We start from the raw sequence: 18,806 nt of genomic DNA, 5'->3' as shown, positions 1-18,806 counted from the left end.
ACCTGGCGCGTCTGTGGCTTGGACGCGCCTGTTAAACACCCGCTGGCTGGAAAGCTCCCGCCGCCGTGAGCTTCCCCTTGACCCCTGTCGTCATCAAGGAAGGGCATAGAGGTTGAAAAACATTCGGGAGGTATCACTGACGCCTCCCAGGTGTTTGTCATATTGGCGCTCAATCTCACCACTGCGATACATCTCGCTTAGCGCGCTATCAACTAACAGTCGGAAGTTTTCATCATCACGATCGAGCATCATCGAGGTCGTTGAGTACTCAAAGATGCGATCAAGCAATACGAGATTTCCGGTGACGTATTGGTCGGTGAGCTCATGTTTGAGCATTGTGCGTTCAGCGAAGAAAACATCTGCCTTGCCATCGGCAACACGCTTGAGGCCCGCGGCCGCGTCTTGCACCGTGACGAGTGTGGCGACCACGCCCAGGGATCGTATCTGTTGATTGATCCACTGCTCGGTGACGCCGCCAGCAATCGTGGCATACGTCATGTTGGCCAATGCGCGATTGACGTCTGTACGCCAGGTTGGGCCGGTTTTGACCACGTCGCCTTTCAGCACCCTGAGTAGCGCATTAGGCGCCTTTTTGTTGACCACGGCCGATAGGCCGGCCGTGTAGACAGGAATGGAGTAGCTGACTGTTTTCCGACGTTCCAGTGTTGCCGGCGTCGGGGTGCAGAGAATGTCGACTTTTCCAGTGCTCACGGCGCTGGTTTCTTCGCCCAATCCAACGGGCTGATAACGAACTTGTAGTGAAGGCAGGTTCAACTCGGTTTTCAGTGCGTTGAAGATGCCCTGACAGAGATCGATCGCATATCCGCTGGCCTTATCACCGTCCTGGGTACTGAACGGTGCGAAGTCAGGCACATACCCCAGCACTACCGAGTGACTGTTGCGCACCCGTTCAAGCGTGTCGGCTCCCGCGACGGCGGATACCAGGGAAAGCAGGCAGACAAGAAGCAGGTGGGCGGCTTTAATCGGTTGAGCGCTCATTCCTCTTTCTCCCGTCAGGTGTTTCTTCTGATCGGCAAAGATCCATCCTTCAGATGTCTTCGGGTGAAATCACCCACACGCTGCAGGGCATCTTGTACAGCAGATGTTCCACAGTGCTGCCAACCAAACGCTCCATGGCGCCGTGGCCGACGCGCCCCATGACAATGACATCAGTGTCATAGGCCCCGACATAGCTGGAAAGCACCTTGGCCGGATTGCCCATGATCATGTGCTGGCGCTCCGGCCCAATACCGTTGCGCTGAGAAAGCTCGCGGAACGCTTCAGCTTGCGCATCGAAAAGGGTTTTGGCCTTGCTCGAAGAAAAAAATGCCGAACCATTACTGAAGCCAAATTCATCTGCGCTGATGGATGAAAGATCGTGGGCGTAGACCACGTCGAGCTCGGCGTTGCAAATGGCGGCCAGTTTTGACGCCTCGTGCAAAATACTGTCGTTGAAACCTTCATATTGGTCATCACGATGAAAAGGGTCGACTGCAGCGACGATTTTGCGCGGCAAAGCATGGTGCATATGGCTGACAAAATGCAGCGGCACCTTGCATTCACGCAACAGGTGGATATCCAATGGGGTAAACATCAGGCGTGACAGCAGGGATTCATGTTCGAGCGCCTTGATCAATACGGCCATCGGCTGTTCCTTGAGATGGATGAGGATTTCCTGCAAGGGCTTCACCACCCAGACCACTTCCGTGGTGACGTGAACGCCAATTTTGCGCAGCGGTCTAGCCTGGTCTTCAAGCCATTGGCGATGGCGCTCGACATAACCCAGCCGCATCTGTTCCAGCGCCTGTTCGTTGACCATTCCAGCCGTCGCCAGCCCTTCGAGGTAATCGAACGCTACGATGTGCAGTGCCGCGTCCGAGGCCTTGGCCAATGCGGCGGCCCGGTCGAAGGCAGGGCTGTTTTCCATCAACGGTGAAACGATCAGCATGAAACGTGATTGATCAGACATGACGGATCTCCGGTCGGTAATCGCGCGTTGGCTTGCCCCAAATAACCGAGGCCTTGGGCAGTTGAACCTTGCAATCATGGTGCTTGCGGCCGGGAGGGTGGACTTGATCTTTGTCAAATGAGAGGGGGACGGACGCTATCGCTCGACGTGCGGTTGCCCAAAGCCGCGTCCAGTGAAGAATTAGTTGACCATTATCAATCCTTCTCCTGTCACTGCGGTGCAGTCTTTGGATTGCGTGCTGGTGCCGGACGCCGTTGCCAATTTGTGCCCGATTGCGCACGGGGTGATTCTCGTTGTCGGATGGAGGTATTTATGTTCATTGATATCACGGAGAAACCCGCCAGCCATTGCTGGGGCGTGTGCATTGATGCCCTGGAAGTGAACTTCAATAGCCTGGCGCAAGCGCAGGCATTCGTTGATCAGCTCAAGGCACGTATCGAAGCCCCCCATGCCTGGCCGAATGCTCGAGACTCGGCAGCCCGTGCCAGCCGAATACCGCAGGCTCGCACCGATCTCGTGTAGTCAGCAGGACGTGGGCCAGCACGGGGCCGGGCTTGTGCAGGTGACAACCCAATGAATGAAACCTTCGGGATGGCGGGTGCCGCTGCTGCGCTGGGAATTGGCATGCTCATCGGCCTTGAGCGCGAACGGCACAAAGGACAGGAGGAGAACCGTGCGTGTGCCGGTTTGCGCACCTATGCGATCACTGCATTGCTGGGTTATGTGGCGATGCAGCTCGGTGGCAACCTGCTGATAAGCATCGTCGCGATCATCCTCGGCGTGCTCTTCACCGTAGCGTACTGGCGCAGCGTTGGCGACGATCCCGGTGTGACCAGTGAAGTGGCCCTGCTCAGTGTCCTGATACTGGGTGGACTGTGTGGCACCCGGCCGACGCTGGCGATTGCCATTGGCGTGGCCATTGCGGGATTGTTGGCCTATCGACAGAAGTTGCACTACTTCGCCCGCAGTCAATTGACCGATGCCGAGCTGGGTGACGGCCTGATCCTGCTGACCGCTGCGCTGGTCGTGCTGCCCTTGGCGCCGGATCGTTTTATCGGGCCCTACGCTGCGATCAATTTGCGCACCATTTGCACACTGACCGTGTTGCTGATGGCAGTGGGGGCGATTGGGCATATTGCAGTGCGTACCCTGGGTATCCGCTACGGTTACCCCATCAGCGCCATTGCCTCCGGGTTTGCCTCCAGCGCCGTGACGATCGCCGCCATGGGCCATCTCGTCGCCCGGCAGCCCGACGACATAAAGCTCCTGAGCGCGGCCGCGATCCTGTCCAACATGGCCACCGTTACCCAGGTCGGCCTGATCCTGGGGGCGGTCGACACCGGTCTGCTGCGCCACATGTGGGGGCCCCTGATCGGCGGTGCTGTCGCGGCAGCGTTATATGGCTTGTGCCTGATGCTCCCCAAGCCGACGGCCGGCGCCAACCAGCCGATCAAGGTCGGAGGTGCGTTCAACCTCAAGCTGGCCCTGATCGTCACGTTGGCCATGACCGGTATCACCTTTGTTTCATCCATGATGCTTAGCCATTTTGGCCAGCTGGGGGTCATGCTCACCGCCACGATCTCGGGTTTTGCCGATGCACATTCCTCGACGGCGTCGATTGCCACGTTGGCCAAGTCCGGCCGTTTACCGTTCGACGCTATCGTCGGGCCCCTGTTGATAGCGATCAGCAGCAACTCAGTCAGCAAATGCGTGGTGGCGTGGGTCAGCGGCGGACGTCGTTTCGCCGCCTACGTGATTCCGGGCCAGGTGTTGCTGACACTGGCAATGTGGGCGGGGATGAGCCTGAACTGACGGACATCGTGCGTATCACTGACAAATATCAAGGGGGCGCAACAACAATCGATCAATCTGAGCATCTACTACCGGATTGAAATGGCCGCGCGCCGAGGTGCCCCATGTCGCAGACTCAACGTTTACTCCTGATCGCCCCTTCAACCATGAAGCATACCCCGGCGTTCGACCGGGCCGCGGCGTTGGCGCAGGCGATGCATTTGCCGTTGCACATCGTGGCGTTCGACTACTCACAGGCGTTGGCGGTAGCCGGGTTGTTTGCCCCGGAGCAATTCAGCCTGGCCCGGGATGGCTATCTGCAAACTCATCGGCAATGGCTCGCGGATCAGGCCGGATTGATGAGCAAGCATGGCGTCGAGGTCACCAGCGAGGTGGTGTGGGTACAGGATCCTTATGCAGAGATCCTCAATTTTATCAACGAGATGCCACTGACGCTGATCATCAAGGACGCCCAGGAAGAATCGGCGCTCAAGCGCGTGTTTTTCACGCCGCTGGATTGGCAACTGCTGCGTGATTGCCCGGTGCCCGTGCATCTGGTGACCACCCCGCTTAATCCGCGGCCGCGTCATGTGCTGGCCATCATCGATGTAATGCGCGATGAGGATCAGGACCGCGTGTTCAACGACCACATTATCGACGCAGCGGCGAAACTGGCCGCGATCTGCGATGCCGATCTTGACCTGCTGCATGTGTATGACTGGACGGTTGTATATGCCCAGGACATGGGCTTTGGCGCATTGCAACTGGCTAACGGGGTGTATGAAATGTTGGGAACGGCTCAGCAGGAGGCGTTTGCGGCCATCGCTGAACGCCACGGCGTGCCTGTGCAGCATCGTTTCTTCAGGGAAGGCGCGCCCGTGCCCAGTATCTGTGAGTTTGCCGCCGAACACCGCACCGATGTCATTGTCATGGGCACGGTGCAGCACAAGGGTTTGAGCAAGTTGCTGGGCACCACGGCCGAGCACCTGCTGCATCAGGCACCGTGCAGTGTATTGGCGATCAAGCCGCGACAAATGCTGCAATCCTGATGTGGGGAACGCCCCGCGATGCGCCGTTGGCCGAGACATCGCGGGGCGACTTTTCTACAGGTGAAGACGATGGATGACCTGGCGGCTGTCGTCGGGATCACACTGCGTCTCGAAGCCAAGTGCCTTGGCCAGGTCGCGCATGGGCGCATTACTGGCGGCGTCCACGGAATACATCTGGCGAAAGCCGTTGCGGCGGGCGGCCTCGATCAAATGCGTCATCAGCAATGTGCCCAGGCCCAGGTGCGTCCACAGATCGGCGACCGTGACGGCGCATTCGCATTCATGTTCCCCGGTGGCCGCATAACGACTGACGCCAACCTCGATCAGTTGCCCGTTATCGTGGACCAGGGCGATATAGGCCACGCGCTGTTTGTTGTCGGTGTCCATCAATTGGTTGAGCATCGTCGTGCCGGGCTCGTTGATCTGTGCGAGAAAACGCATGTGCCTGGATTCGGGAGACAGCCGCTTGATGAAGTCATATTCACGGTCGCGGTCCTGTTCCGTCAGTGGCCGGATCAACACGTGGCGGCCGTCCCTGAGTGCTTCAATCCAGTATTGGCCATCGACGGCGGCATAGGCGGCTGCAGCCCGATCATTGTGGTCTTTGACAGTGAGCATGGGGTATTCCTCCAGTGCAGTTTCAAGGACGTGCGGGCGGCAAAAAATCCGCGCTCGAGTTCTTTTTACCCTGCTGTCCAGGTTGGAATTTGATCTGGATCAGAGACAGGCGTCAGGCGTGTCAGTGCGTGCGGGTTGATTTACATCAAGCACGCGAGAGGGATCAGGGCGCAGTGTTGAAGCATGCCGGCGAGTGATGACCGGGATCGAATGGAGGTGTGTGATGAGTCAATATCAACGGTTGCTGCTGATCGTCGATCAAAACCTGCAACGCTCTCCCGCCGAACAGCGTGCCGTCGCGCTGGCCAAGGCCGCCGGCGCAGTCCTGGATGTACGGGTGTTTGCCGAACCGGTGCCAGTGGTTCATTTGTGGGCCGAGAAAGTCGACGACACAGAGCATCAACGCTATATGCGTCGCTACCGCCGCTGGGAGGCCGAAGAGCTCGATCGGCTCAACGATATGGGGCTGGATGTGACAGTCAAAGCCGTCTTCACCACCCATCCGTTGCTGGACATACTGAAAACGGTCGAGGATCTGAAGCCCGATTTGCTGATCAAGGATGTCAGCCTTGAACCGGTGCTCAAGCGAGTATTCATCACGCCACTCGATTGCCACCTGTTGCGTGAGTGCCCGGTCCCCGTGCACTTGGTCAACCATGTCCGCTACAGCTTGCCGCATCGAATCGTGGCAGCCGTGGACCCCTTCGATCCAGCGACTCAAATCAGCGGCTTGAATGACACCATCATCCAGACCGCCAATGCCCTGGCCTTGCAATGCGACGCGCCGTTACACCTGCTATACGCCTATGACCTGTCACCCCTCTTCAACAGCGATGCGCCACTGGCCGGGGGAGGGTGGGGCGTGGACGTTATCGAGGAGCTGCGTCAGTCCTTGCACCAGGCGTTCGTGACATTGGCGGAGCGCTACGGCGTGCCGCCGGAACGACGCCATTTCGTCATGGGGTTGCCTGTGCCGGTGATCAGTGAGTTCGTCGAGGAGTATTTGGCTGACGTGGTGGTGATGGGCACTGTGCATCGGGTTGGGATCGACCGGCTGATCGGCAGCAATACCGAGCGGGCGCTGTACTCGGTGCCAGGGAGCATCCTGGCGGTCAGGCAGCGCGTCAGGGTATGAGTACGATTGCGCCGTTGAACTGCCCGCTCCGCAACCGTTCCAGCGCTTGATTGGCATCGTCCAGGGCAAAACAGGTGACGTCAGAGTGAACGGGCGTGTGCTGCAGTGCCTCGAAAAACGCTGTGCCATCTTCACGGGTCAGGTTGGCGACCGATCGAACGCTGCGCTCGCCCCACAACAGCCGATAGGGAAAGGCGGGAATGTCACTCATATGGATGCCGGCGCAAATCACGCAGCCTCCCTTGACGGTGACCGCCAGTGCCAGTGGCACCAAGGCACCAACCGGGGCGAAAATCAGGCTGGCATCGAGCAGATGCGGCGGAGGCTGATCCGAGGGCCCGGCCCATTCGGCACCCAGCGACCGGGCATAAGCCTGGCCTTCGCTGTCGTCTGGACGGGTGAAGGCATACACCTTCTGTTTACGTCCACGGGCGATCTGAATGGCCAAGTGTGCTGCCGCGCCAAAACCATAGAGGCCCAGATGGTGGGCGCCTCGGGCCATTTGCAGGGCCCGAAAGCCAATCAGTCCGGCGCACAGCAGCGGTGCGGCCTGGGTGTTGGAAAGTGACTCAGGGATCGGGAAGCAAAAACGTGCGTCGGCTACGGTGTACTCGGCATACCCTCCGTCCAGATGGCAGCCGGTGAACCGGGCCTTATCGCAGAGGTTTTCTCGTCCCGAACGGCAGAACACGCAGTGCCCGCAGGTCCAGCCCAGCCAGGGCACGCCTACCCGCCGGCCGATCCACTCGGCAGCGACGTCGGCACCGACGGCCGTGACTTCGCCGACAATTTCATGCCCCGGCACGCGTGGCAGCCGCGCTTGTGGCAATTCGCCATCCACCAGATGCAGATCGGTGCGGCACACGCCGCACGCCAGGACCTTGATCAGCAGCTGCTGTGAGTCGGGCGTGGGAATGGGGCGCTCTTGCAATTGCAGTGACTGGCCGGGGCGATGCAGGACCATGGCACGCATGAACACACTCCAGGCGGCAGGTTTCAACTCAGGTGACGATGACAGCCCACTATCAGTTGCTTGAGTCCATCCATGTTCTGAATGTTGACGTCGCGGCCGGTTATTTCCACCAAACCTTGGTCACGCAGGTGAGCGATGCCCCGACAGACGGTTTCAAGGCGCAGGCCCAGATAAGAACCGATTTCCTCCCGGCGCATTTTCAGCACGAAATTGCGCGACGAATAACCACGGGAGTTCAAGCGTTGCGACATATTCAGCAAAAAAGCGGCCAACCGTTCATCCGAGTTCATGTTGCCCAGCATCATCATCATGTCGTGATCACGCACGATTTCCCGGCTGAGGATTTTGTTCAGGTTGTGCTGCAATGAAGGCAACTCTCGGGCAAGTTTTTCCAGGTGGGCAAAATGGATGGGGCAGACCTCGCTGTCCTCCAGGGCAACCGCATCGCAGGTATGCTGTTCTGTGCTGATGGCGTCCAGGCCGAGCATTTCACCTGGAATCTGAAACCCGGTGACCTGCTCGCGACCGTCGATTGAAAGCACGCTGGTCTTGAATGAACCCAATCGCACGGCATACAGCGAACGCAATGGATCGCCTGCGCGGTAGAGTGCCGAGCCTTTCTTGACCTTGAGCCGTTGAATGATCAGCGTGTCCAGGCGCTCGATTTCCTCACCGGTCAAGCCTAACGGCAGACACAGCTCCAATACGCTGCAACTGGAGCACGCCGTTTTGAGATGTTGATCGCGATACGATCGAGTTTCAGTCACGTGGAAGCCCTCGATATCAGCCTATTGAGAATAGTGTCTATTGCCGCTGGGCGTTGAGAATAGACGCCTGGAACTGAGTGATCAGACGAATGGACCCTGATCCGGCTTTGTTACAGATAAGAATCAGAGCGGCGTTGAAACTTGAGGTAAATCAAGTCTGAACGCTTGCAGACCCACAGAATCAACCTATTGATCGGTGTACGGGATACGACTGGAGAATTGCGATGAGCGACTGTCTGAGTACCGAGCAACTGGAAGGGCTGGATGCCTATTGGCGGGCGTCCAATTACCTGGCGGTCGGGCAGATTTATCTCAAGGACAACCCGTTGCTGAAGGAGCCCCTGGCCCTGGCGCACATCAAGCCACGGTTACTGGGCCATTGGGGCACGACGCCGGGATTGAACCTGATCTACACGCACCTCAACCGGTTGATCAACCAGTACGACCTGAACATCTTGTTCATCGCCGGTCCCGGCCATGGCGGGCCGGCGGTGGTGGCTCAGACTTATCTGGAAGGCACTTTTACCGAGTGCTATCCCTCGGTGGAGCGCAACAGTAATGGCCTGGTCCGTCTGTTTCGGCAGTTTTCCTGGCCGTATGGCATTTCCAGCCATGTATCGGCGCAAATACCAGGGTCGATTCATGAGGGCGGCGAACTGGGGTATAGCCTGGCCCATGCCTACGGTGCGGCGTTCGATAACCCCGACTTGATCGTCGCTTGCGTGATCGGTGATGGCGAGGCCGAAACGGGGACGCTGGCGGCCAGTTGGCACTCCAACAAGTTCCTCAACCCCGCGCGTGACGGCGCGGTGCTGCCAATCCTGCATCTGAACGGCTACAAAATCGCCAACCCCACGGTGCTCTCCAGAATCAGCGAGGACGAGCTGTCGGCGCTGATGTATGGCTATGGCTACGATCCCTCTTTTGTCGAAGGCGATGACCCCATGGCGGTGCATCAGGCGCTGGCCAGGACACTGGACACGATAACGCTCAAGATTGCCGAGATTCAGCGCGTTGCGCGCCAGCATCCGCAGAATGAGCCATCGGAGCGCCAACTCTGGCCGATGCTGGTACTGCGCACGCCCAAGGGCTGGACCGGGCCGAAGTTTGTCGACGGTCATCGGGTCGAGGGGACTTGGCGGGCACATCAGGTCCCTCTGGCCGATTTCCGCCAGGCGCTGCACCTGCGCCAGCTGGAGGAATGGCTCAACAGTTACCGGCCTGATGAATTGTTCGATGCCAACGGCACCTTGCTCCCCGAGCTGGCCGCCCTGGCGCCCACCGGACAGCGGCGCATGAGCGCCAATCCCCATGCCAATGGCGGCCTCTTGTTGCGCCCCTTGAACCTGCCGCGTTTTACCGACTATGCGGTTAAGTGCAACGCCCCCGGCACCCTGCGGGCCGAAGCGACACGGGTCATGGGCACCTACCTGCGCGACGTCATGAAAAACAACCTGGGCGCCAGCAACTTTCGGTTGTTTGGCCCGGATGAAACCGCCTCGAACCGACTCGATGCGGTCTATGACGTCAGCGCCAAGGCGTGGATGGACCCGCTGGAGCTTGAGGACCTCAATCTGGCGGCCGATGGCCGTGTGATGGAAATTCTCAGTGAACAAGTCTGCGAGGGTTGGCTTGAAGGGTATCTGCTGACGGGACGCCATGGATTGCTGTCCTGTTACGAGGCCTTTATCCACATCGTCGATTCGATGGTCAACCAGCATGCCAAATGGTTGAAAACCGCCGCCGAGGTGCCATGGCGTAAACCGATCGCCTCGCTGAATTTTCTGCTGACCTCCCATGTCTGGCGCCAGGACCATAATGGGTTCTCCCACCAGGACCCGGGCTTCATCGATCTGGTGGCGAACAAAAAATCGGACGTGGTGCGCATCTACCTGCCGCCCGACGCCAATTGCCTGCTCTCGGTGGCTGACCACTGTCTCAAAAGCCGCGACTACATCAACGTCATCGTCGCCGGTAAACAACCGGAATGGCAGTGGCTGGAAATCGACGCTGCCCTGCGCCATTGCCAGGCGGGTATCGGCCGATGGGGCTGGGCCTGCCACGAGGACGACGACCCGGACGTCGTGATGGCCTGCGCCGGCGACGTGCCAACCCTGGAAACCCTGGCCGCAGTGACCTTGTTGCGTGAGTACGTACCGGATTTGCGGGTGAGGGTGATCAATGTCGTCGACTTGATGGTGCTTCAGCCTTCCTTCCAGCATCCCCATGGTTTACCGGACACGGCATTCAACGAACTGTTTACCGTCGACAAACCGGTCATCTTCGCCTTCCATGGCTATCCCGCGCTGATTCACCGGTTGATTTACAAGCGCACCAATCATGAGAATTTTCATGTGCGGGGCTTCATTGAGGAGGGCGCGACCACGACGCCGTTCGACATGGCAGTGCTCAACAACCTGGATCGTTTTCGGCTGGCGCTGGACGTCATCGAGCGGGTACCCCGGTTGCACGATCAGTTGCAACACGCGCGCTCACGCTATTGGTCGATCCTGGAAAAACACAAGCTCTACCTCATTGAGCATGGACAGGACATGCCCGAAATCCTCAACTGGCAATGGACACCGAGAGTAACCAACTGACTGGATGTCGGCGACAAAACCATTACTTGCGCTTCCAGTACTTCTGCATTTCAAGAAACAGAAAGGATGCGGTCCACGTGATCAGCACCAACCCGGTCAGGGCCTGCAAGCCGGTCAAATACTTGAGGTTGCCCACCGGTGAAATATCGCCGAAGCCGATCGTCGTGTAGGTCGTGAAGGAAAAGTAAACGCAGTCCATCAGCGTACCGTCGAAGTTGCCCGTCAGGCCGCCCCATTGGCCGGAGTGCACCATCAGGTAATAAACCAGCGCGAAGCACCAGACCTCTACCGCATGGGCCAGCAGGGCACCAAATACCCCGACGACAATTCTGAAGCGGCTCCACAGCTTGAGCCGAGGCAGCCAATCGTTCAAGCGCAACAGACATTCGTAATGGATCACTACAACGATGATGACCACCAGCGTATTGATCAGCGTGACTGCCAGCATGGCAAGACTCCATTTTTACGGGGTATTTAAGATGAATCGGGAGGACGCTGTACAGGTATGAGCGCTGGAAAGTCTTCAGGCGACAAGGTTTCCTTTTCAAGCAACAGATGGGCACCGGCGTCCAGATCGGCTCGACGACTTTCGAGCAAAGCCTTGGCTCGTCCATAGGCTTCATCGAGCAGGGCGCGAATACCCAGGTCGACTTCCCTGGCTGTCTGTTCCGAATAGTCTTTATCACCCTGCGCCGGCATGCGTTCACCCAGGTACGTGGTGTTTTGTCGCTCCAGCACGGACTGTCCGAGCTCGGCGCTCATGCCAAACCGGGTGATCAATTGCCGGGCGATATCTGTTGCGTGGGCCAGGTCATCGGCAGCTCCAGTGGAAATCTGGCCATAAGCGAGGTATTCGGCAGCGCGCCCGGCCATCAGGACAACGATCCGGTCCTTGAGCATCTGGCAACTGATCAGGAAGTGATCTTCGGTTGGACGCTGCAGGGTATACCCCAGCGAGCCAATCGCGCGAGGCACGATAGACACTTTGTGCACCGGATCCATGGCCGGAAGACTGCTGGCAGCCAGGGCATGCCCCATCTCATGATACGCCACCACCTGGCGTTCCTCGGGGCGCAGCACACTGCTCTTGCGTTCAATCCCGGCAACGATGCGTTCCACGGCGGCCGTGAAGTCGTCGAGACCGACCGCTTGCGCTCCACGACGGGTGGCGACGATGGCGGCCTCGTTGACCAGATTGGCCAAGTCAGCACCGGTAAAGCCGGTGGTGAGGTCGGCAATCTGTTCGGCATTGATCGCGGGTTCCACAGTGATTTTTTGCAGATGGACCTTGAGGATTGCCTGGCGGCCTTTTCGATCGGGGCGATCGATCAGCACCTGCCGATCGATCCGTCCGGCCCGCAGCAGCGCCGGGTCGAGAATCTCTGGCCGGTTAGTCGCGGCCAGCAGCACGACGCCCTCACGGGGATCGAACCCGTCCAGTTCTGACAGTAATTGATTAAGGGTCTGCTCTTTTTCGTCATTGCCACCAAACGCACCGACGCCGCGCATTTTGCCCAGTGCATCCAGTTCGTCGATGAAGATGATGCAAGGTGCCGCCTGGCGCGCCTGTTCGAACAGGTCATGCACTCGGGCGGCGCCTACGCCCACGAACATTTCGACAAACTCGGACCCCGATATCGAGAAAAAAGGCACGCCGGCTTCACCGGCGATGGCTTTGGCCACCAGGGTCTTGCCGGTTCCCGGAGGGCCGACCAACAAAGTGCCTTTGGGGATATGCGCCCCCAGGCGTGAGTATTTGGCTTTGTCCTTGAGGAAAGAGACGATTTCCACCAGTTCGGCCTTGGCCTCATCGATGCCGGCCACATCGGCAAAGGTCACGCCGGTCTCGCGCTGCACAAATACCTTGGCCCGGGACTTGCCGATGCTCATCAATCCTCCGACACCTTGCTTTTCCGCCAGCCCGCGAAACAGGAAATGCCAGATCACCATGATCAGGACAAAAGGCAGCAGCAAGCCCAGCAGGCCATTGAGCAACGTGTTTTCGTTGACCCCGGTGAATCCGACGCCCGAACGACCCAGTTCAGCCGCTAACGCCGGATCCACCCGCACCGTGGAAAACTGGTTATGCCCGTTGATAGGCTCTTGCAGTTTGCCGCTGATCTGATCTTTCTCGACCCGTAGATCGCTGACCTTCTGCTCGCTGAGCAATTGCACAAACTGACTGTACGGAATGCTTTGCACGACATTGCGTTCTAAAAACAGAATTTGAACCAGGGTCAGCACGACAAACGCTATCGCGAAGTAAGACAGGTTCCATTGGTGATTCTTTTTCATGGGCGTGGCTCTGCGTCGTGGCATCGACCAGGGACGAACGATGATGGCCGGTCAGTATTTTTCTACGCCTGGGCGCAGGAAAATGGTTGAGGTAAATCAACAATCTCTCCATGAGCACGGGAAGGGCGTACGGCCAGCGATTTGTTTGACAAAAATCAGTGCTCCCAATGTGTACCGCCCGATACTTGGGTCACTGCATTTGCAGTAAACGTTTCAGGGAGAGGCACGTGATGCTCAAACTCAAACGCATTCTGTTGATAGCCCCCGGCGAAATGACCCTTACCCCGGCGTTTGAGCGTGCGTATGCACTGGCCTGTGCGACCGGTGCCTTTTTGCATATTGTCGCGTTCGATTATGTCCCGGCACTGGCGGTGGCGGGTCTGCTCGACCATGATGCGATGGCCCAGGCGCGGGAAGGGTATCTGCAAGTGCATCGGCAGTGGCTGGAGCAGCAAGCCCGCTTCAAACGATGCATCGGCATGCAGGTGACCACCGAAGTAGTCTGGGCCAGATCGAGCCTGACGCACGTGCTTGAGTACGTGAATGACTTTCATCCGGATCTGGTGATCAAGGATACTCATTACGTGCCGGCACTCGACCGGGCCTTTCATCGACCTTTGGACTGGCACTTGCTGCGCGCATGTCCTGCGCACTTGCACCTGGTGACCAGTGCCGCGCACCCCAAGCCGTTGAAAATCCTCGCGGCGATCGATCTGTCCCATCTGGAAGAACTGACGCAGGGCCTCAATGACCGAATACTCGATGTGGCGTCTACGTTGGCGGCAAGCAGTGGTGCAACGCTGCACGTACTCAACGTCAGCCATTGGTCTGTAATAAGCGATGCACCATTGAGTGTGCCGATAGACAGTCTTGATGACAGTTTGAGGGACGCGATCGAAGATGCGCAGCAAGAAGCCTTCGAAGCGCTTGCTGAGCGCTATTGCATAAAAGAAACGTGCCGACACTCGCTGACCGGTATCCCCCACAAGGTCATCGTGCTTTTCGCGCAACAGAATGCATTCGACGTGGTGGTGTTGGGCACCGTTTATCACTACGGCAAAGACCCGTTCATTGGCAGTACTGCTGAGCGTGTATTGAACAGGGCCCCGTGCAGTTTGATGATCGTCAAGCCATCACCCCCACCGGACTGAAAGGGGCACTGTCGCTCACAGTTGATAAAAATCAACTTGCCTGGGTGCAAAAGGCGCGATCAATAGCGCTCCCCTGCAAGCGCAAGGAAACGGCCATGCGAATCACATTTCTGGGTGCCGCGGGCACGGTCACGGGCAGCAAGTACTTGCTGGAACATCGTAACCAACATGTGTTGATCGATTGCGGTCTGTTCCAGGGCTACAAGCAACTGCGATTACACAACCGCGACCCGTTCCAGCTTCCGGTCAACGACCTCGACGCCATTGTGTTGACCCATGCCCATCTTGACCACAGCGGCTATCTGCCCGTACTGGTGCGCAATGGTTATCGCGGCCCGGTCTATGCCACGCCAGCGACCTGTGAGCTGGTGAAAATCCTGCTGCTGGACAGTGGCCGGTTGCAGGAAGAAGAGGCTGAGTTCGCCAACCGGCATGGCTTTTCAAAGCACAGCCCGGCATTGGCGCTTTACACCGAGCAAGATGCTGAGCATGCACTGAAGTTGTTACGGCCGGTGGAGCTGAACCACAGTGTCCAGATTGTCCCTGACATGACCATTGAGCTGCGGGGCGCCGGGCACATTCTGGGGGCAGCGACGGTGGAAGTGATTGCCGATGGCCAGACCTTGGTGTTTTCAGGGGATTTGGGCAGACCTGACGATCCTTTGATGTTCGCTGCGCAAACCGTCGAACAGGCGGATTACCTGCTGGTGGAGTCGACTTACGGCGACCGTAGACATCCAGACGAATCGCCGCAACAGCAATTGGCTGAGGTCATCAACCGTACCGCGTTGCGCCGGGGTATTACGCTGGTGCCATCGTTCGCGGTGGGACGCGCCCAATTGCTGATGTACCACCTTTATCAATTGAAACGCCAACGTGCGATTCCTGATATTCCCATCTACCTGAACAGCCCGATGGCCACCGACGTCACGGGCCTGTACCAGCGGTTTCGCAGCGAGCACAGATTATCCCTGGAGGACTGCGAGGGTATGTGCCATGTGGCGCAATTCGTCCGCACGGTCGAGGATTCGAGAGCGCTTGATCAGCAACGCACCCCGGCGGTCATTATCGCCGCCAGCGGCATGGCGACCGGCGGGCGCGTTGTCCACCACCTCAAGGCGCTGGCTCCCAATCCGCTTAACACGCTGTTGATGCCGGGCTTTCAGGCCGGTGGCACTCGGGGGGCACAAATTGTAGCGGGCTCTCGAACGGTGCGTATCCATGGCAAGGAGGTGCCGATAAACGCTGAGGTGGTGCCGATGCAAACGCTGTCGGCGCATGCTGACGCCGATGAAATCATGCAGTGGTTGCGTGGCTTCAAGCGCCCGCCCAAGCACACATTTGTGGTGCATGGCGAGCCAAACGCATCGGATGCGCTGCGCCGCCGTATCAGCCTGGAACTTGGGTGGTCGGTGTCGGTGCCGGAGTATCGCGATAGCGTCGACCTCACACCCGGAGTCGAATCATGAGCCAGTATCGACGGTTGTTACTCATCATCCACCTTGCCTTGGGTCATTCTCCGGCCATCACCCATGCTGCGGCATTGGCCCGGGCCAGTGGCGCAAGGTTGCATATCGCGGCCCTGGTTCCATCGTTGAAATTGTTGTCGCTGCTCGAAGATAGCGACCGGGAAAAGGCCCGGGAACGTTACCTGCAGGACCATCGCGATTGGCTCAAGGATCAGGAAAAAATACTGCGCGGCAAAGGAATCGACGTGACCAGCGAGGTGGCCTGGGCTGATGAAATGAAGCAAGGCATTCTGGATTACGTCGCAGAATTACAGCCCGACCTGTTGATCAAGGAAATCCAACATGAATCCGTGCTCAAACGCGCGCTCTTCAACTCGCTGGACTGGCGCCTGCTGCACCAGTGTCCAGTACCGGTTTATCTGGTAGGCGGGGCCGGTCACGCCTTGCCCCGCAAGGTGGTGGCGGCAGTGGACGTGTCGGCTGGCGAATCCGGGCACAGCGAACTCAATGGCCGCATCATTCAACAGGCCTCCAGCCTGGCCATCCAGTGTGATACCGAATTGCACCTGCTCTATGCCCATGAAATGTCAGAAGACTACCTGGAAGAGTTGAGCGACAGCTTGAAGTTGTCAGCGTTGAGTAAAGGGGTGCGCAAAGCGTTGGAAAAGTCGTTTCTTGCATTCGCCAGGCAATACGGTGTGCCCGCCGACCGCCGGCATTTCGTCTTGGGTCACCCCGTCACGGCACTCAGTGAATTCGCCAGCCAGAATCATGTGGATGTGATTGTGATGGGCAGAGCCCAGTACCAAGGCCTGGAGCACCCTCTGGGCAGTACGACCGAACATATCCTGTATCAAGTGCCCTGCAGCGTACTGGCGGTTTGAAGTCGTCTCGGGGTTCCGCTCGCCTGGTGGGGCGGGCAAATGCTCAGGCAGGATCAAAGGCAGCATTTTCCGCCAGCAAGGCGGCGGTCAGGGTCGTGCTGTCGAGTATCTGCAGGTGACGCGTGGCGCAGTCAGGTGGCAGGCGAAACGGCGGCACGGAGTCAGCGATCGCAATGTGTTCAAAAAGAGGCCGGTCGAACAGCCGACTGCCTGCGGTAAACAAACCATGGGTAGCGGCTGCGAACAGTCGGGCGGCACCCGCCGTTTGGCAGGCGAGGCCGGCATGCGTCAGCGTTTCACCCGTGCTGATCAGGTCGTCGAAAACAATGGCTGTCTTGCCTGAGACTTCACCGATCAACAGAGTGCCCGTCAGCGTGGCGTGATCGCGGTGCTTTTCCATCAGGGCACTGCCAACCGGACGCCCCAGTTGTCGTTCCAGGGCTTGACGAAACTGCTCGGCGCGCTTGCTACCCCCTGAGTCGGGGGAGACCGCAACCACTTCGGCGTCGCCGACCAGCCCGGCGAAATGCCCGGCGAACAATTCGGTGCACTGCAGGTTCCTGGTTGGAATGCGGAAGGCGTTGTCAAACGCTGCCGGATTGTGCACGTCCAGGGCGATCAGGCGATCCACGCCACTGGCTTCAATAAGGGCGGCTACATAACGCGTTATGGTCGGGTCCTGAGGCTGGTTGCGGCGATCCTTGCGCCCGTAGCACAAGTAGGGCGTCACCACTTGCACATGACGAGCGTCGGCATCCTTGAGCGCACCGCAGAAGAACAGCAAGCGACACAGCTTATCGTTTGCGCTCTGTTGGCCATCCCCATACAAGGAATGGAACACCACGACGTCACGACCGCCAACCGGATCCAGTGGGCGGCATTTATGTTCGCCGTCTTCGTAGTCACGCTCTTCGTGGCGTGCCAGTTGGCAACCAAGCCGTTGAGCGACGCGGCCGGCGTAGATTTCAGTGCCTTTGAGGGCAAAAAGAAGCGGGGGCAGGGTCAGCATGCAGCGGCTCCTTGGAGGCGGGATAGGAAATGCGCCTTACCTGAAACTTCGAAAAGAAAGCGCATGTACCGTGACCTCGGAGGCAACCGCCGGATGAAGGTGTATTCACGCTCAGCTTACGCCAATCCTGATGCACTGGCGTACAAGGGGCGTGGTCAAGCGTCCGAAGAGCAAACCCCCCGGCCGGTTTCCCGGCAGGGGGCAGGTACGCGGTCAATCGGCCTTGATCGGCACGACCTTGTCCGCCTTCATGGCTTCGGGCTTTTTCGGCAACGAGATGCTCAGCACGCCTTTGCTGAAACTCGCTTCGATCTTCTCGGCATCGACCCCTTTGGGCAGGCTGAACGTGCGCTCGAAGGAACCATAGTGACGTTCGCTAAGATGATAGCCCTTACTTTTCTCCTCCTTGTCCTCTTTCTTTTCCCCCTTGATGATCAGGTTGCCGTTGGACAGTTTGAGCTCGATGTTCTTTTGATCCATGCCGGGGAGTTCGGCAGTGATTTCGAAGCTCTTGTCTTTCTCGGTGATGTCCACGGCAGGCAGGCCATGGCCGCTCAGTTCGCGCCGCCAGAAGGGCTCGACATCAAACAACCCACGGCTGAAGGGCGATAGCCCAGAACCGCGATTGAACTCGTCGAACAGGTGATCGACCTGTTGCCGCAGTTTTTCCAGGGGCCGCCAAAAGTCTGAGGTCGCTGGATGCTGGCTTGATTTGTCTTCGGTCTGGATCGGCATTTTTTTCACGGAATTGCTCATTTTTCACGACTCCTCTTGGTTAAAGGGCAGGCTCAAAACAGTCCGTACACCCGTCCGCCCTGAAAAAATCAACCCGGCGCTGACCTTTCAAAGCCAGCGTCATTCACCCCATGCGATGGTGCGAACGCTGACTCTAATGTCCATGGGAATGCCCAAAACTCGCTTGATATAAATCAGAAAGAGGGCAAAAACGGTTTGCTCCGATACCGCTGTCACCTCGTCACTGGCCAAGGCCTCTGTCCATCAACCAAAACGGACACGATAGACAATCGAGACCTAAGCTTTACCTCAATGGGCCGCGGGCGTTTTTGCTTCGACAACGTGAATTGCCCTTCGAGGA

The 18,806-nt window shown here is 58.3% G+C and carries 17 protein-coding genes; 8 read left to right on the top strand and 9 right to left on the bottom strand.

What is annotated here, in order from left to right:
- Positions 1-93 precede the first annotated feature (93 nt).
- Positions 94-999 (bottom strand): amino acid ABC transporter substrate-binding protein, encoded by a 906-nt coding sequence (locus tag PG5_RS27330; protein WP_020800321.1) that lies wholly within the window; start codon positions 997-999, stop codon positions 94-96.
- A 49-nt stretch (positions 1,000-1,048) separates the two neighbouring features.
- On the bottom strand, positions 1,049-1,969 hold the full coding sequence (locus PG5_RS27325) for a universal stress protein (protein WP_020800320.1): 921 nt from the start codon (positions 1,967-1,969) through the stop codon (positions 1,049-1,051).
- A gap of 312 nt (positions 1,970-2,281) precedes the next feature.
- On the opposite strand from PG5_RS27325, the gene PG5_RS27320 reads away from it, so the two are divergent.
- The 3 genes from PG5_RS27320 to PG5_RS27310 all read left to right on the top strand — a co-directional run bounded on the left by PG5_RS27320 (position 2,282) and on the right by PG5_RS27310 (position 4,809).
- Complete coding sequence (locus PG5_RS27320) at positions 2,282-2,491, top strand: hypothetical protein (protein WP_020800319.1); 210 nt, start codon at positions 2,282-2,284, stop codon at positions 2,489-2,491.
- A gap of 51 nt (positions 2,492-2,542) precedes the next feature.
- On the top strand, positions 2,543-3,781 hold the full coding sequence (locus PG5_RS27315) for a DUF4010 domain-containing protein (protein ID WP_020800318.1): 1,239 nt from the start codon (positions 2,543-2,545) through the stop codon (positions 3,779-3,781).
- Positions 3,782-3,885: 104 nt separating this feature from the next.
- A complete protein-coding gene (locus PG5_RS27310) occupies positions 3,886-4,809 on the top strand; it encodes a universal stress protein (protein ID WP_020800317.1) in 924 nt (307 codons plus the stop codon).
- 54 nt (positions 4,810-4,863) lie between these two features.
- On the opposite strand, the gene PG5_RS27305 is transcribed toward PG5_RS27310, so the two are convergent.
- The gene (locus PG5_RS27305; RefSeq protein WP_020800316.1) at positions 4,864-5,427 is read right to left on the bottom strand and encodes a GNAT family N-acetyltransferase; all 564 of its coding nucleotides are present in this window, start codon (positions 5,425-5,427) and stop codon (positions 4,864-4,866) included.
- A 223-nt stretch (positions 5,428-5,650) separates the two neighbouring features.
- On the opposite strand from PG5_RS27305, the gene PG5_RS27300 reads away from it, so the two are divergent.
- Complete coding sequence (locus PG5_RS27300) at positions 5,651-6,562, top strand: universal stress protein (protein ID WP_020800315.1); 912 nt, start codon at positions 5,651-5,653, stop codon at positions 6,560-6,562.
- On the opposite strand, the gene PG5_RS27295 is transcribed toward PG5_RS27300, so the two are convergent.
- Positions 6,552-7,535 carry a zinc-dependent alcohol dehydrogenase family protein gene (locus PG5_RS27295; RefSeq protein WP_020800314.1) on the bottom strand — a complete coding sequence of 328 codons (984 nt, stop codon included), beginning with the start codon at positions 7,533-7,535 and terminating at the stop codon, positions 6,552-6,554. The genes PG5_RS27300 and PG5_RS27295 overlap by 11 nt on opposite strands.
- A 23-nt stretch (positions 7,536-7,558) precedes the next feature.
- The gene (fnr, locus tag PG5_RS27290; RefSeq protein ID WP_042955791.1) at positions 7,559-8,302 is read right to left on the bottom strand and encodes a fumarate/nitrate reduction transcriptional regulator Fnr; all 744 of its coding nucleotides are present in this window, start codon (positions 8,300-8,302) and stop codon (positions 7,559-7,561) included.
- A 224-nt stretch (positions 8,303-8,526) separates the two neighbouring features.
- Here fnr and PG5_RS27285 point away from each other — a divergent pair, with 224 nt between their 5' ends.
- On the top strand, positions 8,527-10,902 hold the full coding sequence (locus tag PG5_RS27285; RefSeq protein ID WP_020800312.1) for a phosphoketolase: 2,376 nt from the start codon (positions 8,527-8,529) through the stop codon (positions 10,900-10,902).
- A 22-nt stretch (positions 10,903-10,924) separates the two neighbouring features.
- Here the strand turns inward: PG5_RS27285 and PG5_RS27280 are convergent, their stop codons facing one another.
- Together PG5_RS27280 and ftsH are read right to left on the bottom strand one after the other, a co-directional pair.
- Positions 10,925-11,350 (bottom strand): potassium channel family protein, encoded by a 426-nt coding sequence (locus PG5_RS27280; RefSeq protein WP_020800311.1) that lies wholly within the window; start codon positions 11,348-11,350, stop codon positions 10,925-10,927.
- Between the two features lie 26 nt (positions 11,351-11,376).
- The gene (gene ftsH, locus PG5_RS27275) at positions 11,377-13,197 is read right to left on the bottom strand and encodes an ATP-dependent zinc metalloprotease FtsH (RefSeq protein ID WP_020800310.1); all 1,821 of its coding nucleotides are present in this window, start codon (positions 13,195-13,197) and stop codon (positions 11,377-11,379) included.
- A 230-nt stretch (positions 13,198-13,427) separates the two neighbouring features.
- Here ftsH and PG5_RS27270 point away from each other — a divergent pair, with 230 nt between their 5' ends.
- The 3 genes from PG5_RS27270 (at position 13,428) to PG5_RS27260 (ending at position 16,701) form a co-directional block, all read left to right on the top strand.
- Positions 13,428-14,348, top strand: coding sequence for a universal stress protein (locus tag PG5_RS27270; protein WP_020800309.1), 921 nt, complete (start codon positions 13,428-13,430; stop codon positions 14,346-14,348).
- A gap of 95 nt (positions 14,349-14,443) precedes the next feature.
- Entirely contained in the window at positions 14,444-15,817 is a 1,374-nt protein-coding gene (locus PG5_RS27265) for an MBL fold metallo-hydrolase RNA specificity domain-containing protein (protein WP_020800308.1), read from the top strand.
- On the top strand, positions 15,814-16,701 hold the full coding sequence (locus PG5_RS27260; RefSeq protein ID WP_020800307.1) for a universal stress protein: 888 nt from the start codon (positions 15,814-15,816) through the stop codon (positions 16,699-16,701). The genes PG5_RS27265 and PG5_RS27260 overlap by 4 nt, the downstream gene beginning before the upstream one ends.
- 43 nt (positions 16,702-16,744) lie before the next feature.
- Here PG5_RS27260 and PG5_RS27255 read toward each other — a convergent pair whose 3' ends face one another.
- Both PG5_RS27255 and PG5_RS27250 read right to left on the bottom strand, forming a co-directional pair.
- Positions 16,745-17,710 carry a ribose-phosphate pyrophosphokinase gene (locus tag PG5_RS27255; RefSeq protein WP_020800306.1) on the bottom strand — a complete coding sequence of 322 codons (966 nt, stop codon included), beginning with the start codon at positions 17,708-17,710 and terminating at the stop codon, positions 16,745-16,747.
- A gap of 213 nt (positions 17,711-17,923) precedes the next feature.
- Positions 17,924-18,466 (bottom strand): Hsp20/alpha crystallin family protein, encoded by a 543-nt coding sequence (locus PG5_RS27250; protein WP_020800305.1) that lies wholly within the window; start codon positions 18,464-18,466, stop codon positions 17,924-17,926.
- Positions 18,467-18,806: the final 340 nt, after the last annotated feature.

The organism is Pseudomonas sp. G5(2012) (genome assembly GCF_000408945.1).
Classification (GTDB): domain Bacteria; phylum Pseudomonadota; class Gammaproteobacteria; order Pseudomonadales; family Pseudomonadaceae; genus Aquipseudomonas; species Aquipseudomonas umsongensis.
Note: the sequence above shows the minus strand (reverse complement) of the source record. Positions and strands in the feature narration are given on the sequence as shown.